Below are 15,178 nucleotides of genomic sequence, written 5' to 3' on the forward strand. Positions count from 1 at the left end.
TCGCATATGGAAACCAGCCTAGCCCGCTATATCTGGACGCACACCAGGAAGCAGCAGCTCTGGATATTGATGATCGTCGTGCTTTCGATGGTCCCGTATTTCATGTCGTTCGACCTGCCGAAGCTGATCGTCAACGGCCCGATCCAGGGCAAGGGGTTCGAGCAACCGGGCGCGACCCTGCCATTCATGCGGTTGCACTATAACCTGCCGTTCATCGGCGAGGTCCAGTTCTTCTCCGGTTTTCAACTGGACCGCACCTCGACCCTGCTTGCGCTCAGCCTTGTGTTCCTCTTGCTGGTCGTCATCAACGGCTTGTTCAAGCTCTACATCAACACTTACAAGGGCCGGCTCGGCGAACGCATGCTGCGGCGTATTCGTTTCGATCTGGTCGATCGTGTGCTGCGGTTTCCGCCGGTTTACTTCAAGCGGGTGAAATCCGCCGAAGTGGCGACCATGGTGAAGGACGAGGTGGAGCCGCTGGGCGGCTTCATTGGCGATGCCTTCCTGCAGCCGGTGCTGCTCGGCGGCCAGGCGCTGACGGCCATGCTGTTCATCATGGTCCAGAACGTCTGGCTCGGAATGATAGCGGTCGTGATCGTGGCGATCCAGATCGTGCTTATCCCGCGAATGCGGCGGCGGCTGCTCGTGCTCGGGCGCCAGCGGCAGTTGACGGCGCGCGCGCTTTCAGGCCGGGTTGGCGAAATCGTCGACGGCATCGGCGCGGTTCACGTCCACGATACGTCGAACTACGAGCGCGCCGACATAGCAGCCCGGCTCGGGCTCATCTTCAAAATCCGCTTCGATCTTTACCAATGGAAATTCATGGTAAAGTTCCTCAACAATTTTCTCGCGCAGCTCACGCCCTTTCTGTTCTACATGATCGGTGGCTATCTGGTCATCCAGGGGCGGCTGGATGTCGGCCAGCTCGTGGCCGTGATCGGCGCCTACAAGGACTTGCCCGGACCGATGAAGGAACTGATCGACTGGGATCAGGACCGGCAGGATGTCCAGGTCAAATATCAGCAGGTCGTCGAACAGTTCACCGTCGAGAATATCATCGCGCCGGAAATCGGAGCATTGACGGTCGACGATCCCGCTCCGATGACCAAGCCGCTGTCGGCGGTCAGCCTGTCGATAGCCGACGATGGCGGCGCAATGCTCCTCAATCGCATCTCGCTCGAGGTCAAGCCCGGTGAGACGGTGGCGCTGGTCAGCACCGCAACAGGGGGAGCGGAGGCGCTTGCGGAAGCCTTTGCGCGGCTGACCTGGCCGGACAGCGGAAGGATCGTTTCGGGCTCCGATGACTTGCTCGATCTCCCCGAAGCCGTGACCGGCCGGCGCATGTCCTACGCTTCGTCGGATGTTTTCCTGTTCCAGGCAAGCCTGCGCGACAATTTGCTCTACGGTTTGAAGCATGCGCCGCTGACATCGGTGACATATGACGGCGCCGCGGCGGACCAGCACCGTTGGAACATCGACGAGGCGCGCCGGTCGGGCAATCCGGATCTCGATATCCGCAGCGACTGGATCAACTATGCCTCCGCCGGCGCCACCGGCCCGCACGACCTCTTCGAAGCCGTGCGCCGGGTGCTCGACGCGGTTCTTCTGTCGCGCGACATTCTGGATCTTGGCTTGCGCTCTTCGGCCGACCTCAAGCGCCACACGAAGCTTGCCGAGCGGATCGTCGAATTGCGTGCGGCGCTGCGAACCCGGTTGGAGGAAGAAGGCCTGAGCGCGCTGGTGGTTCCTTTTGAACCGGGCGCCTACAACAAGGAAGCGACGATCGGCCAGAACCTGCTCTTCGGCGCTGCTGCCGGCCCCGAACTGGCTCACAAGGCACTGGCGTCCAATCCCTATTTTGCTTCCGTGCTGAAGCAAGCCGGCCTCGACCGCACGCTCTACGAAATGGGCATGGAGATCGCCGAACAGGCGATCGAGCTGTTTGCCGACCTGCCGCCCGAACACCAGTTCTTCCAGCAGCTCGCCTTCATGAGCGCCGAGGAGATACCCGCCTACGAAACCTTGCTGCAACGGCTCAAGAATCGCCCCTACGATGCGGTTTCGGAGGCCGACCGCGCCATGATGGTCACCTTAAGCTTTGCCTATATCGAGCCCCGGCATCGCTTCGGCCTGTTGACCGACGAGCTGATGAGCAAGATCATCGCTGCACGCAACCAGTTCTATGAAAACCTGCCGGCCGAGCTGGAGAAAGCTGTCGAACGGTTTGACCCTGCCAAATACATCGCCGCGGCCACCGTCATGGACAACGTCCTGTTCGGGCGTGTCGGCAACAACCATCCCGACGCGCCGGACCGTATTCGCTCCATCGTCTATGATATTCTTGACGAACTGGGGCTTTATGCCGAGCTTCTGGATGTCGGCCTGGACTTCAACGTCGGCGCCGCCGGCAGGCGGCTGACCGGCGGACAGCGACAGAAGCTCGATGTTGCCCGCGCCTTGCTCAAGCGTCCCGATTTCCTCATTCTCAATCGGCCGCTGTCGGCGCTCGACCAGCGCGTGCAGGACAAGGTGCTGCGGAATGTGCTCGACGAAGCCGGACGCGACGGCCATTCGCCGGCAATTGTGTGGGTGGTGACGAATCCGGCAATGGCGGCGATGTTCGATCGGGTTGTGGTCTTTGACTCAGGCCAATTGGTGGAAGACGGAACACACGAGACACTCTTGGCGGGAAACGGTATCTTCAAGGAACTTGTGTCATAGTCTGGCAAACGCGAATTCAGGAAGGTTTGCGACAATGCTGCTCAAGGATGAAGTTGGAATGCTGCAACGCGTTCCCTTGTTCTCTGGCATCGAGCCGACAAAGCTCAAGCTGCTCGCGTTCACGTCCGATCGCGTGAACTACAGTGCCGGCCAGATTCTTTTCCGGCAGGGCGACGAGGCAGACGCCGCCTATGTCATCCTTTCAGGCAGCGCGGATATTCTGGTCGATTCCGACAATGGCCCGATCAAAGTTGCCGAATTGCTGCCAAATTCGATCGTTGGCGAGATTGCCATATTGTGCAACAGCTCCCGTACTGCCACCGTCAAAGCGGCAAGTGAGCTGGAGGCCTTGAGAATCCGCAAGGACCATTTCCTGAGGCTTATGAAGGAGTTTCCCGAAATGACCATCGAAATATTGCGGGTTCTTGCCGATCGGCTAAGCAGTACGACCGCGGACCTGATCGACGCACGAACGGCCGAGAGCGATTCACAGTTGCACTGAAACGGCGAGCCGCTCTGTTTCTTTGTTTTGATGCAGTTTCCGGAACCGTGTCACACCTTTCCTGGAACGACTCTGGCAGCAGTTGGTTGGCTACGATGGGCGAAAGGGTGCATGGACGACGATTTCTTCCTTGTCAGGTTTTGGGGCGTGCGCGGCAGCATTGCGGTGTCGGGGCCAGAATTTGCTCGCTATGGCGGCAACACGATCTGCATCGAGATGCAATGCGGCAAGCATACGCTTCTGTTCGACGCGGGCTCCGGCTTGCGGCCTGCCGGCAGGACGCTTCGGGCGGCGGGCGTCACCGATTTCGACCTGTTTTTCACCCATTGCCACTACGACCACGTCATCGGGCTGCCGGCTTTCAAGCCTATTTATGAACGAGGCATCAAAGTTACGCTTTGGTCCGGGCATCTCGCTGGACGCATGACGACGCGGCAGATGGTCGATGAATTCATTCGGCCGCCATGGTTTCCGGTGACACTCGGTGTCTGCAAGGCGAGCCTCGACTGCCGCGATTTCACATCCGGAGACGTGCTTCGGCCGCGCGAAGGGGTGGTGGTGCGAACCGGTAGTCTTACCCATCCGGGCGGCTGCATCGGCTACCGGGTCGAATGGGGTGGCCGCGTCGTGGCGGTCATCACAGACACCGAGCACGAGCCGGGCAAACTCGACCAGGCGGTGCTCGGCCTGATCAGAGGTGCCGACCTCGTCATCTACGATTGCACCTACACCGAGGAGGAAATGGAGCGCTACCGCGGCAACGGGCACTCGACATGGCAACAGGGCGTCAAGCTCTGCGAAGCGGCCGGCGCGCGCGGGCTTGCGCTGTTTCACCACGATCCGGCACGCACCGACGATGAGCTGGACGAGATGGAGAAACTGGCCAAAGACAGATTTGCCGGCGCTTTTGCGGCGCGGGATGGCCAGACGCTCACATTTCCAACTTCAGTGAACAAAAAGCGCTGAGCTATTTTCCGGCGCTGCGTTCGGTCAATGTGCTGATCGGAAGCCATGCGCAGGCTTCGGTCCGCGCGGTGATCGTGAACAGCCGTTCGAGGAAAAGCCATGCCGATTCATCATGGACGAGATGGTGGGTGAGCAGGCCGACCGGTTCGCCGCCGTCGAATGCACCCTGCAATTGCGCGACGATGGCCTGAACCAACAGACCATGATCGCGGCAGCCGCGCGTGCCATGCCAATCCATGATGTCGACATTGCTGTTGATGACCGCCAGGGAAGCCGGCCTTGCCGGCCCGAACACCGACAATGCCGCAAATCCTATCGATCCGAGGTCGGGTACCAGACCGGCGTCGATCCGGTTCCAGGGCGGCACCAGCATCGGAACCGCACGTGCGCCGTGCAGGCCTGTTACGCGCGACAGCCCGCCGGCCAGCTCATCCAGCACCACCTCGCGTGGCCGATGCGCGCCGAGCTCCTGCTTTTTTTGACCCTCGGGCGCATGATTTCGGTGCGCCCAGCCATGAATGGCGACCGTGGCATGCGGCGCCGCGTCAAGCCGGACGACAAGCGTCCCGTCGGTCCGGGCCGGAATGACGGCCAGAGTGACCGGCACCGCGAAGTCACCGGTGAGGTCGAGCAACCGATCGAGCGCCGGCGTCGGATCCACGGCGTCATCGTCGCGCAGCCAGAACTCTGCCTTGCGGCCCGCCCGTTGCCGGTACGCCAGCTCGTCCACCAGGGGCTGCCAAGTCGGGTCGGATGTCATGACAACGGGATCATCTTGAGAAGTTCCGCCAGACGGGCCTTTGCAGCACCGAGAGAGCGTTCTTCGAGAACGAAACGTCTGGCCTCTGCAGCCATGATGGTTCTTTCATCATTATTGGCCAGAAGCCTTGCAATTGCGGAAGCGAACGCCGCCACATCGCCTGGCGGGGTGAGAAGCCCGGTCTGGCCATGCCGCACGACCTCCGGCACGCCAGCAATGTCCTGAGCCACCACCGGAAGGCCGGCGGCCTGTGCTTCAAGATAGGCAATGCCATAGGCCTCGCCGTAACCCGGCCAGACGTAGATTCCCCCGCGATAGAGGACATCCGGCACGGCGACCGGCTCAATCGCGCCAAGCCATTCGATACGGTCGGCGGGCAAGCCGGCGAATTGCGCCTTTACCTCGTCACGGGCAGGTCCGTCCCCGACGACCGACAGCGTCCAGGGGAGGTGGCCGATCAACCCGAGCGCCTGCGCCAGCATGCGATAGCTCAAGACCTTGTCGCCCGGGCGCATCATGGCGACGGTCACGAGGCGCGTCGGATAATCCAGTACCGGCATTTCGTGGAATGCCGATGTGTCGATGAAGGGTGAAAGCATACCGAGAGCGGCGTGGGGAACAGCATCCGCCAGCCCCTGGCGATCCCTTTGCGTGAAGCAGATGTTCAGCGCCGCCTGCTCGATGGCTCGCGCCACCAATGCCTGGCTATCGGCCCACGAACCGGCGTTGCGCCGTTCGGAATAGGAGGCTTCGGCCGTCACATAGGGGACAGCAAAGGCCAACGCCAGCTCGGGCCCGATCAGGTCGGGCGCCTTGTAGTAGGGATGATAGGAGAACCAGAGATCGGGCTTGCCGTCACGGTCCCAAAGCCTTGTCAGTCGCGCGGCTTCGTCCCGGGCCTCGATCATGAGCGCATCGAAACTTTTCGGTTCCGGCTGGCGTAGATAGAAGCGCAACTCCGATGCCAGTTCGACGCTATGCCCGCCATGCTGCAGCGCCTGGACCAGCATCCGTGCCATCTGGCGGTCGCCGGAGACAACGGGATGATTGGGCGACTTCAGCGGGGCGTAGAAGGCAATTCGCATCGCGCGATCCTATCATCGCAAAGCCTGCCCAAGTCAATTTCGAGGCATGATCGACTTCACCTTCAAGCGCTGGAATGTGCTATCTGATGCTTATGGAAACAGCTGTCGCGTCCGACCCGTTCGTCGCTTCTTTGCCGGTCTTCGCAAAGTTCGAAAGCGTTGCCGATATCGATAACTATCGGCCTCTCCCCGATGGCTGGGCGCTGGCCACCGCCGACATCGTCGGCTCGACCAAGGCGATCGAAGCCGGGCGCTACAAAACCGTCAATATGGCCGGCGCCAGCGTCATTTCGGCGCTGCTCAATGCACTGGGCCGGCAAGATCTTCCCTTCGTCTTCGGCGGCGACGGCGCGCTCGTGGCGTTTCCCGGCTCGGCGCTGGAGATCGCCCGTAACGCGCTGGCTTCTGTCCAGAGATGGGTGGCGGACGAACTGGACCTGACCTTGCGTGCCGCAATCGTGCCGATAAAGGACATAAGAGCGCAAGGCCTCGACGTTCGCGTGGCGAGGTTCCAGGCCTCCGAAGCAGCCTTCTATGCCATGTTCGCCGGCGGCGGCGGCAGTTGGGCGGAAGCCGAAATGAAAGCCGGGCGCTACCGCGTCGACCCCGCCCCGGCCGGCGCGCGGCCGGATCTGACCGGCCTCTCCTGCCGCTGGAACCCGATCGAAGCCCGGCATGGCGAAATTGTCTCGATCATAGCCGTGCCCGGGGCATCGCGCGACTTGCGTGGTTTCCAGTTTCTGGCTTCCGACATCATCGCCCTTGCCGGCAGGCAGGAGCGCGATGGCCACCCGGTGCCGGTGGACGGTCCGGCCTATAGTCTCTTGCCCGCCGGTCTCGATGTCGAGGCACGGGCCACGGCGCCGCCGGGGCGGCGGTGGCTGGCCAAGCTGTGGGTGATCTTCCTGATGACGCTTACGGCCGTCACCGACAAATTGGGCTGGACGATCGGCGGTTTCGACCCGAAGGTCTACAAGCGCGAGGTGGCCAGCAATTCGGATTTCCGCAAGTTCGACGACGGCTTGAAGATGACCATCGACGTCGACGCGGATGTGTTGCAGCGGATCGAGAACCGGCTGAAACAAGCGGAAGAGGCCGGCATCTGCAACTATGGCCTGCACCGCCAGAAGTCGGCCTTGATGACATGCCTCGTCATCTCGCCGCTGCAGCGCGATCATGTTCACTTCATCGATGGCGCCGCCGGCGGCTATGCAATGGCTGCCGCAAGCCTGAAGGCGAAGGCGCCGGTCTGATGACGGCTTGGGGAATCGATTTTCCGCAATGCGCCGCGGCCATAGTTCTTGGGACCCGGCGAGCCCGACGGTGCCTGAGCCGACCAATTATTTGCGCGATGTCAGGATCGGGATTGCACTTCGCCGGCAGCCTCGCCACATAGTGTTGCAGGTGATTTGTGCGGTCGACGTCTGCTTGCTTCCTGCAAGGACAGTCATTCGGGATATTCTTCGCCGGCTTCTGCCCCCGAAGCCGGCTTCATTGACTTCGAGAATTTTGCGGATCAAAGGAGATGGCTCGTCTTCGACGGGTTTCGAGATAGCATGAGCACAGCGCAAACAGAAATTTCCAACATTCTCATGGATAAGGTTGCCGATTGGCTGACCCAATCGGCGCTGGCGGGCGACGACCTGGAAACATTGGTCAAGGGTTTTTGTGAACGGCTGGCTGCTGCCGGCCTGCCGCTGAAGCGGGTGCATTTGAGCTTTTCGATGCTGCATCCGCTTTATGACGCGCTCGGTTTCACCTGGATTCGCGGCCAAGGCCTGGAAGTGGAAGGCTTCCGGAGTGAGAACGGCGTCCATTCCGACAGATTCCTGACCAGCCCATACTACCATCTGCTCAGCAACAAGCTCGACCATCTGCGGCGCCGGCTCGACCCGTCGGTGCGGTCGGAGTTTCCTGTTTTCGATGAGCTCAGGCTTATGGGCGTCACCGATTACATGGCTTTCGTCCATCCCTTCAACGGCGATACAAGTCAGGGCATGTTGGGGTCCTGGTCCACCGACAGTGCTTCAGGCTTCAGCGACAGCATGATTTCGGCGCTGCTGCGGATCCAGAACCATCTCGCTATAGCAAGCAAGATGGCGGTGCTCACCAAGCTCGCCGACAACATGATGACCACGTATCTCGGCGGTGACGCCGGCAGGCGCGTGCTGGACGGCCAGATCAAGCGCGGCGAGGGCGACACAATCCGGGCCGCGCTGGTGATGGGCGATATGCGCGGGTCGACAAGGCTCGCCGAAACCTCCGGCCGCGAAGTCTATATCGATACGCTGAACCAGTTTTTCGATGCCATCGCAGCACCTTTTAATCGCAAAGGCGGGCAGATCATGAGTTTCCTGGGGGATGGATTCATTGCCGTCTACCCCTGCGAAAGGCACCGGGCGCAGTCAGAGATCGCCTGCCAGGCTGCTCTTGCGGCTGCGCACAAGGCCAGCATGCGCATGATGGAGCTCAATCTGCGCAGAAAAGAGCAAGGACTGGGCGACATAAAATTTGGTATCGGCCTTCATGTCGGCAATGTGATGTTCGGCAATGTCGGGCTTACCGACCGACTCACATTCTCCGTCTTCGGCTCGGCTGTAAACGAGGTCCAGCGTCTCCAGACCCTGACTAAGAAATATCCGCACAGCGTTCTCGCCAGCAAGGACTTCGCCGGCTATTGCGGGGCCAACAGCTGGCTGACGCTCGGCGATGAGGAACTGGCGGGCAGCAAGCAGAAGCTGACGGTGCTTTCACCCGATCTGTCGGGTGCTCTCGCACTCGATGAAGACGCTGCGCTGCAGCCGTTTCACGATCGGATATCGGACGCCGAGCAGGTCATGCTGCTTCATCGCGATGCCGCGCGGCTGTCGGCGGGCGACCGGAGGAAGCTCCAGTAGTCACCACCATCCGATCTGGACGCCCTGGTATGCTGTCCGGCCGCCGGTCGCCGGGGAATTCGTTTCGAATCCAAGTTGCTCTGCGCTGACAATGCGCTAGTCTTGCTTTTTGGGGCCGGTCGGGAGGCGCCAGATTGGGGCTGGTGTGGGAATGGATGCAGGCGTTGATCTGCTGCGGATCGAGGATGTTGGCATCTCTTTTGCCATTGTCGGGGGACCGTTGCATGCCGTCAGGCGGGCAAATCTTCGCGTCCTGCCCGGCAAGGTCACCGCACTTGTCGGTGAGTCCGGTTCCGGAAAATCGGTTCTCAGCCAGGCCGTGATGGGCATCTTGCCGAACACGGCCCATGTTCGCGGCCGTATCCTGTTTTCCGATCCCAAAAAGCCCGGCACGACGCAGGATATCCTGCAGATGCCGCGAGACGGACCCGAAATCCGGGCGTTGAGAGGCAGCCGCATCGGCAAGATCTTTCAGGAGCCGATGACATCGCTGTCGCCGCTGCACACGATCGGCAACCAGGTCAGCGAATCCCTGCAGATTCATACGTGCATGGATCGGACGGAGCGCAAGGCACGGACCGAGGAAATGCTCGGGCTCGTCGGGTTTCCCAATCCCAAGCGCGCCTACGACATGTATCCGTTCGAACTTTCGGGAGGATTGCGGCAACGCGCCATGATCGCCATGGCGCTTATCTGCCGGCCCGCTCTGTTGATCGCCGATGAGCCGACGACGGCGTTGGACGTCACCATCCAGGCGCAAATCCTGCAATTGCTTCGTGGGCTCCAGACCAAGCTCAACATGGCAATGCTGCTGATCACGCACGACCTCGGCGTGGTCGCCAATGTCGCCGACGAGGTGGTCGTCATGTACCATGGCGAGATCATGGAAGCGGGCCCTGTGGAGGCAATATTCCGCCGGCCAGGCCACCCTTACCTGAAGGGCCTGATGGCAGCCGTTCCGCATTTCGACCTGAAGCCTGGCGAAAGACTGAAGGCGCTCCGCGAGGTGCCGGTGAATGTCGGGACCCTGCTGGGCAAGCAGACGGCGCCGGAAGCGAAAGGGCCGGACGACATTCTGCTGTCGGTCAGGGATCTGAAAAAGGTCTACACCATCCGCAACTCCGGATGGTTCAGCGGGAGCCATCAGACCTCTGTTCGCGCCGTGGACGGCGTCAGCTTCGACATCAGGCGAGGTGAGTGCCTGGGCCTGGTTGGCGAAAGCGGTTGCGGCAAAACCACCGTCAGCAAGATCCTGATGCGGGCCGTCACCCCTACCGGTGGCTCCGTGATCTTCAACGGCCGCGACGGACCGATCGACGTCCTGGAAGCCGAGGGAGACGCCCTGCGCTTGCTGCGCGCGAAACTCCAGATGGTCTTCCAGGATCCGGTTTCGTCACTTTCGCCACGCATGACAGTGGAAAACATCTTGAGCGAGCCGCTGGAAATCCATCAACGTGGCAATGCGGCGTCCCGGCTAGCCACGGTCAAGAGCCTGATGCAGGCAATCGGGCTCGATCCGCGCTTCATCCAGCGCTATCCCCACAGCTTCTCCGGCGGGCAGCGTCAGCGTATCGGCATCGCGCGCGCGTTGGCGCTGGGGCCTGAACTGCTGATCTGCGACGAGCCGGTTTCGGCGCTCGATGTCTCCGTGCAGGCGCAGATCCTGAACCTTCTGAAGGACCTGCAGAAGGAACTGGGCCTGACCTACCTGTTCATATCCCACAATCTGGCGGTGGTGGACTACATGGCGGACCGCATCGCGGTGATGTGCGGCGGGCGTATCGTCGAGCTTGCACCGCGCGAAATTCTGCTCAGGAAACCGATCCACCCCTACACGCGCTCGCTGCTCGCCGCAGTCCCCTTCCCCGATCTCGACCGGCCGATGGATTTCAAGACGCTGAAGCTCGGCGGCGCTTCCGACACCAGCGCATGGGGCCCGCAATTCCGCGACGAGGGCGAAGAGGATATGCTGTCGCCGCTCGATCTCGGCGGCGGCCATCTCGTGCTGGCCCGACGTTCGGCCGATGTCAGCGAGTTACGCCATTGATCAGCCGCCGCATTGTCCTTGGTCTCATGGCTTCGGCATTTCTGCCGGGCACGGCGCGCGCCGGCGATCTGGAGCCGGATTTTCTTCAGCCGCAGCTGAAAGCCAGGGCTCTGCCGCCACTCGCGGAGCGCCTGCCCAAAAGCCCGCGCGCGTTGAACCTCGCGGCGATGGGCCGGCAGCCCGGCCAGTATGGCGGCACGCTGCGTACGATCATCGGCAGCCAGAAAGATATCCGGATGATGACGATCTACGGGTATTCCCGGCTGGTCGGCTATGACGAAAAGCTTAACTTTCAGGCCGACATTCTCGAAAGTTTCGACGTAAAGGATGATCGCGTCTTCACGTTCAAGATTCGTGAAGGCCATAAATGGTCAGACGGCAGCCTGCTGACGCCGGAGGATTTTCGTTATTGCTGGGAAGATGTCTGGCTGAACGATGAGCTTTCGCAAGGGGGGCTCGCCCCTGCCCTGCTGGCGGACGGCAAGCCGCCACGTTTCGAGATCGTCGATCCGTTGACGGTCCGCTACAGTTGGGACGCGCCCAATCCCGACTTCCTGCCCAAACTTGCCGCTGCTTCGCCGACACCGCTTGTTTTGCCAGCCGCCTATCTCAAGCAGTTCCACAAGAAATATCAGGATCCATTCCGGCTCGCCGGCCTGATGAAGGAGAACCGGACCGCAAAATGGACGCTGCTGCACATCCGCATGTCGCGGCAGTATCGCCCGGAGAACCCGGATCTGCCGACACTCGACCCCTGGCAGAACCGGACCAAGCCGCCGGCCGAGCAGTTCATCTTCGAGCGCAACCCGTTCTTTCATCGAACAGACGAGAACGGCCGGCAACTGCCCTATGTCGACCGGATCATCATGAATGTCAGCTCGTCGGCGATCATCTCCGCCAAGACCGGTGCGGGCGAGAGCGACCTGCAATGCATGGGAATCGACTTCAGCGATTACTCCTTCCTGAAGGACGCGGAGAAGCGCTACCCGGTGAAGATGCATCTGTGGAAACGCACACAGGGTTCGCGGCTGGCGCTCATGCCCAATCTGAATTGTGCCGACCCGGTGTGGCGTGGCCTTTTGCGTGACGTGCGCGTGCGCCGCGCACTTTCGCTCGCTGTGGACCGGCGCGAGATCAACATGGCCGTCTTCTACGGATTGGCGCAGGAAAGCGCCGATACGGTCTTGCCGGAGAGCCCGCTCTACCGGCCGGAATTCGCGAAAGCCTGGGTCGCCCACGATCCCGACCAGGCCAATGCACTGCTTGACGAGGTCGGGCTTCAGGCCCGTGACGATGACGGCCTGCGGCTACTTCCCGATGGACGCCCGGCGCAGATCATCGTGGAAACGGCCGGCGAAAGCACGCTGGAAACCGATGCGCTCGAACTCATCACCGATCACTGGCGCAAGATCGGCATCGCTTTGTTCATCCGGACTTCGCAGCGCGACATCTTCCGCAGCCGTGCGCTTGGCGGCCAGATCCTGATGTCGATGTCGTCGGGCATCGACAATGGCGTGCCGACCGCCGACATGAATCCATACCAGCTGGCCCCCACCATCGACGACCAGCTGCAATGGCCGCTCTGGGGCGCTTACTATCTGTCGCATGGCAAGATGGGTGAGGCGCCCGATGTTCCTGAAGTGGTCGAGTTGATGGCTTTGCTCAAGCGCTGGAACGGGTCGACCGAATCCAGCGAGCGCGCCGAAATCTGGAACTCGATGCTGTCGATCTACACCGATCAGGTGTTCTCTATCGGTACGGTAAACGAAACACTTCAGCCGATTCTGGTATCCTCGCGGCTGCGCAACCTGCCTGACAAAGCACTCTACGGCTACGACCCGACCTCCTATTTCGGTGTCTACATGCCGGACACATTCTGGCTTGGAGGCTCCTGAGCGTGCTTCGATATCTTGTCTGGCGCATCGCCGTGATGGTTCCAACGCTGCTGGTCATATCGGCGCTGGTGTTCACCATCATCGAACTTCCACCGGGCGACTATTTCGACAGCTATGTCGCTGAGCTTCGGGCCCAGGGCGAAGCGGTGGATTCCGACCGCATCCAGATGATGCGCAAGGAATATGGTTTCGACCAGCCGCCGGTCATTCGCTACTTCTACTGGGTGGGCGGGATGCTGCACGGCGATTTCGGCTATTCCTTCGAATATGAGCTGCCGGTTCGCGACGTCGTCGGCGACCGAATGTGGCTGACCGTGCTGGTTTCCTTCGTCACGATCATCTTCACCTGGCTCATCGCCTTTCCGATCGGCATGTACTCCGCCACGCATCAATACAGCTGGGGCGACTACGGCCTGACTTTCTTCGGCCTTCTCGGCCTTGCCATTCCGAATTTCATGCTGGCGCTGATCCTGATGTATTTCGCCAACATCTGGTTCGGCACGTCCATCGGCCACCTCATGGACCAGCAATATCTCGGCGAGCCGATGGGCTGGGCCAAGGCGAAGTCGATCCTCGCTCATCTCTGGATCCCGGTCCTGATCATCGGCACCGGCGGCACGGCGAGCATGATCCGGCGGCTGCGCGCCAATCTGCTCGACGAACTGCACAAGCAATATGTCGTGACGGCGCGCGCCAAAGGCCTTCATCCGTTCAAGGCGCTGGTCAAATATCCGCTGCGCATGGCACTCAACTTCTTCATTTCCGACATCGGCTCGATCCTGCCGGCCATCATCTCCGGCGCTGAGATCACGGCTATCGTTTTGTCTTTGGAAACGACCGGGCCGATGCTGATCAAGGCGCTGCAAAGCCAGGATATGTATCTGGCAGGGTCATTCCTGATGTTCCTCGCCTTCCTGACGGTTATCGGCGTGCTGATTTCCGACCTGGCGCTGGCGCTGCTTGATCCACGAATTCGTTTGCAGGGTGGCAGCACCAAATGAAGCAGGACTCGCCGCTGCCCGCTCCGGGTGCTCCACTGCAACACTACATTTCCGGCGCGCCCTTCGACCTGCAGTCGGTCGAGGCGATGACGCCGGAGCAATCGAAGGTCTTTCAGGCATCGCAGTTGCGGCTGATGTGGTGGAAATTCCGCAAACACCGGCTTGCGCTTATATCCGGCATATTCCTGGCAGTGCTGTATTCCGGGATACTGATCTGCGAGTTCCTGGCGCCCTACAATCTGCACTCGCGCAACATGGACTACATCTATGCGCCGCCGCAGCACGTGCATCTGTTCCACAATGGCGAGTTCGTCGGGCCGTTCGTCTATGGCCGCCAGATGACGCTGGATATGGACACGCTCAAGCGGAACTACATCGAGAACCACGACGAAGTTCAGCGGCTCCGTTTCTTCTGCCAGGGCGACACTTATCGGTTCTGGGGCCTGATCGAAGGTGACAGGCATTTTGTCTGTCCTGCCGAGAACGGCCAACTCTTTCTGGCCGGCACCGACAGGCTGGGGCGCGACGTGCTCTCGCGCATGATCTATGGCGCACGCATTTCACTGACTATCGGCCTCGTCGGCATCAGTTTCAGCTTCCTGCTCGGCATCGTCATCGGCGGGCTGGCCGGCTATCACGGCGGTATCTTCGACCTGATCGTCCAACGGATAATCGAAGTCCTGCAATCGATTCCCAGCATTCCGCTATGGCTGGCCCTGGCGGCGATCATGCCGATAACGTGGAGTCCGATCCTGATCTATTTCGGCATCACCGTCATCCTCGGGCTGCTCGACTGGACCGGACTGGCGCGGGCCGTGCGTTCAAAGCTTCTGGCCTTGCGCGAGGAGGATTACGTTCTGGCCGCGCAGTTGATGGGCGCCGGAAGCAGCCGCATCATCAGGCGGCATCTCATTCCCGGCTTCATGTCGCATCTGATCGCGACGGCGACGCTCTCCATCCCTGGCATGATCCTGGGCGAAACGGCGCTGAGCTTCCTCGGGCTCGGCCTGAGGGCGCCGATAACCAGCTGGGGCATCCTGCTCACCGAGGCGCGCAGCGTCAGCGTGATCGCGTTCTATCCATGGCTGCTTTTGCCGATGCTGCCGGTCATCCTCGTCATCATGGCGTTCAACTTCCTCGGCGACGGCTTGCGGGACGCCGCAGACCCCTACAAGTGATATCGCTGTTCCACCGCGCGGCCTGCCGAACACTCCACCCGGTATGACGCTTGTCGGCGGCCGGTTGCGTTATTGCAGGGTTCGTCGTTCGCCTTTATATGCAGCAAGCCTCGATCGGGGCTGCTG

11 protein-coding genes are annotated in these 15,178 nt (G+C 61.1%); 9 read left to right on the plus strand and 2 right to left on the minus strand.

What is annotated here, in order from left to right; all coding sequences use genetic code 11:
• The first annotated feature begins 6 nt into the window (after positions 1-6).
• The 3 genes from NKI32_RS29365 (at position 7) to NKI32_RS29375 (ending at position 4,189) form a co-directional block, all read left to right on the plus strand.
• Positions 7-2,721 carry an ABC transporter transmembrane domain-containing protein gene (locus NKI32_RS29365; RefSeq protein ID WP_353004828.1) on the plus strand — a complete coding sequence of 905 codons (2,715 nt, stop codon included), beginning with the start codon at positions 7-9 and terminating at the stop codon, positions 2,719-2,721.
• A 34-nt stretch (positions 2,722-2,755) separates the two neighbouring features.
• Positions 2,756-3,223, plus strand: coding sequence for a cyclic nucleotide-binding domain-containing protein (locus NKI32_RS29370; RefSeq protein WP_023672144.1), 468 nt, complete (start codon positions 2,756-2,758; stop codon positions 3,221-3,223).
• Between the two features lie 111 nt (positions 3,224-3,334).
• Complete coding sequence (locus tag NKI32_RS29375) at positions 3,335-4,189, plus strand: MBL fold metallo-hydrolase (protein WP_352652285.1); 855 nt, start codon at positions 3,335-3,337, stop codon at positions 4,187-4,189.
• Between the two features lies 1 nt (position 4,190).
• On the opposite strand, the gene NKI32_RS29380 is transcribed toward NKI32_RS29375, so the two are convergent.
• Together NKI32_RS29380 and NKI32_RS29385 are read right to left on the minus strand one after the other, a co-directional pair.
• Positions 4,191-4,949 (minus strand): polysaccharide deacetylase family protein, encoded by a 759-nt coding sequence (locus tag NKI32_RS29380; RefSeq protein ID WP_353004831.1) that lies wholly within the window; start codon positions 4,947-4,949, stop codon positions 4,191-4,193.
• Entirely contained in the window at positions 4,946-6,034 is a 1,089-nt protein-coding gene (locus NKI32_RS29385; protein WP_352460930.1) for a glycosyltransferase family 4 protein, read from the minus strand. The genes NKI32_RS29380 and NKI32_RS29385 overlap by 4 nt, the downstream gene beginning before the upstream one ends.
• A 74-nt stretch (positions 6,035-6,108) precedes the next feature.
• On the opposite strand from NKI32_RS29385, the gene NKI32_RS29390 reads away from it, so the two are divergent.
• The 6 genes from NKI32_RS29390 (at position 6,109) to NKI32_RS29415 (ending at position 15,052) form a co-directional block, all read left to right on the plus strand.
• On the plus strand, positions 6,109-7,287 hold the full coding sequence (locus NKI32_RS29390; protein WP_031196755.1) for a DUF3095 domain-containing protein: 1,179 nt from the start codon (positions 6,109-6,111) through the stop codon (positions 7,285-7,287).
• A gap of 303 nt (positions 7,288-7,590) precedes the next feature.
• Positions 7,591-8,931, plus strand: a complete 1,341-nt coding sequence (locus NKI32_RS29395) for an adenylate/guanylate cyclase domain-containing protein (protein WP_353004833.1) — start codon at positions 7,591-7,593, stop codon at positions 8,929-8,931.
• A 151-nt stretch (positions 8,932-9,082) separates the two neighbouring features.
• A complete protein-coding gene (locus NKI32_RS29400; RefSeq protein ID WP_023706796.1) occupies positions 9,083-10,978 on the plus strand; it encodes an ABC transporter ATP-binding protein in 1,896 nt (631 codons plus the stop codon).
• A complete protein-coding gene (locus NKI32_RS29405; RefSeq protein WP_353004835.1) occupies positions 10,975-12,873 on the plus strand; it encodes an ABC transporter substrate-binding protein in 1,899 nt (632 codons plus the stop codon). Before NKI32_RS29400 ends, NKI32_RS29405 begins: the two co-directional genes overlap by 4 nt.
• Positions 12,874-12,875: 2 nt before the next feature.
• A complete protein-coding gene (locus NKI32_RS29410) occupies positions 12,876-13,874 on the plus strand; it encodes an ABC transporter permease (RefSeq protein ID WP_352538741.1) in 999 nt (332 codons plus the stop codon).
• On the plus strand, positions 13,871-15,052 hold the full coding sequence (locus NKI32_RS29415) for an ABC transporter permease (RefSeq protein WP_031249370.1): 1,182 nt from the start codon (positions 13,871-13,873) through the stop codon (positions 15,050-15,052). Before NKI32_RS29410 ends, NKI32_RS29415 begins: the two co-directional genes overlap by 4 nt.
• Positions 15,053-15,178: the final 126 nt, after the last annotated feature.

The organism is Mesorhizobium sp. M0761, assembly GCF_040320205.1.
GTDB lineage: Bacteria > Pseudomonadota > Alphaproteobacteria > Rhizobiales > Rhizobiaceae > Mesorhizobium.

Coding starts and splice junctions, on each gene's coding strand:
- NKI32_RS29365 (WP_353004828.1), top strand. CDS start 7: ATGGAAACCAGCCTAGCCCGCTATATCTGGACGCACACCAGGAAGCAG.
- NKI32_RS29370 (WP_023672144.1), top strand. CDS start 2,756: ATGCTGCTCAAGGATGAAGTTGGAATGCTGCAACGCGTTCCCTTGTTC.
- NKI32_RS29375 (WP_352652285.1), top strand. CDS start 3,335: ATGGACGACGATTTCTTCCTTGTCAGGTTTTGGGGCGTGCGCGGCAGC.
- NKI32_RS29380 (WP_353004831.1), bottom strand. CDS start 4,949: ATGACATCCGACCCGACTTGGCAGCCCCTGGTGGACGAGCTGGCGTAC.
- NKI32_RS29385 (WP_352460930.1), bottom strand. CDS start 6,034: ATGCGAATTGCCTTCTACGCCCCGCTGAAGTCGCCCAATCATCCCGTT.
- NKI32_RS29390 (WP_031196755.1), top strand. CDS start 6,109: ATGTGCTATCTGATGCTTATGGAAACAGCTGTCGCGTCCGACCCGTTC.
- NKI32_RS29395 (WP_353004833.1), top strand. CDS start 7,591: ATGAGCACAGCGCAAACAGAAATTTCCAACATTCTCATGGATAAGGTT.
- NKI32_RS29400 (WP_023706796.1), top strand. CDS start 9,083: ATGGATGCAGGCGTTGATCTGCTGCGGATCGAGGATGTTGGCATCTCT.
- NKI32_RS29415 (WP_031249370.1), top strand. CDS start 13,871: ATGAAGCAGGACTCGCCGCTGCCCGCTCCGGGTGCTCCACTGCAACAC.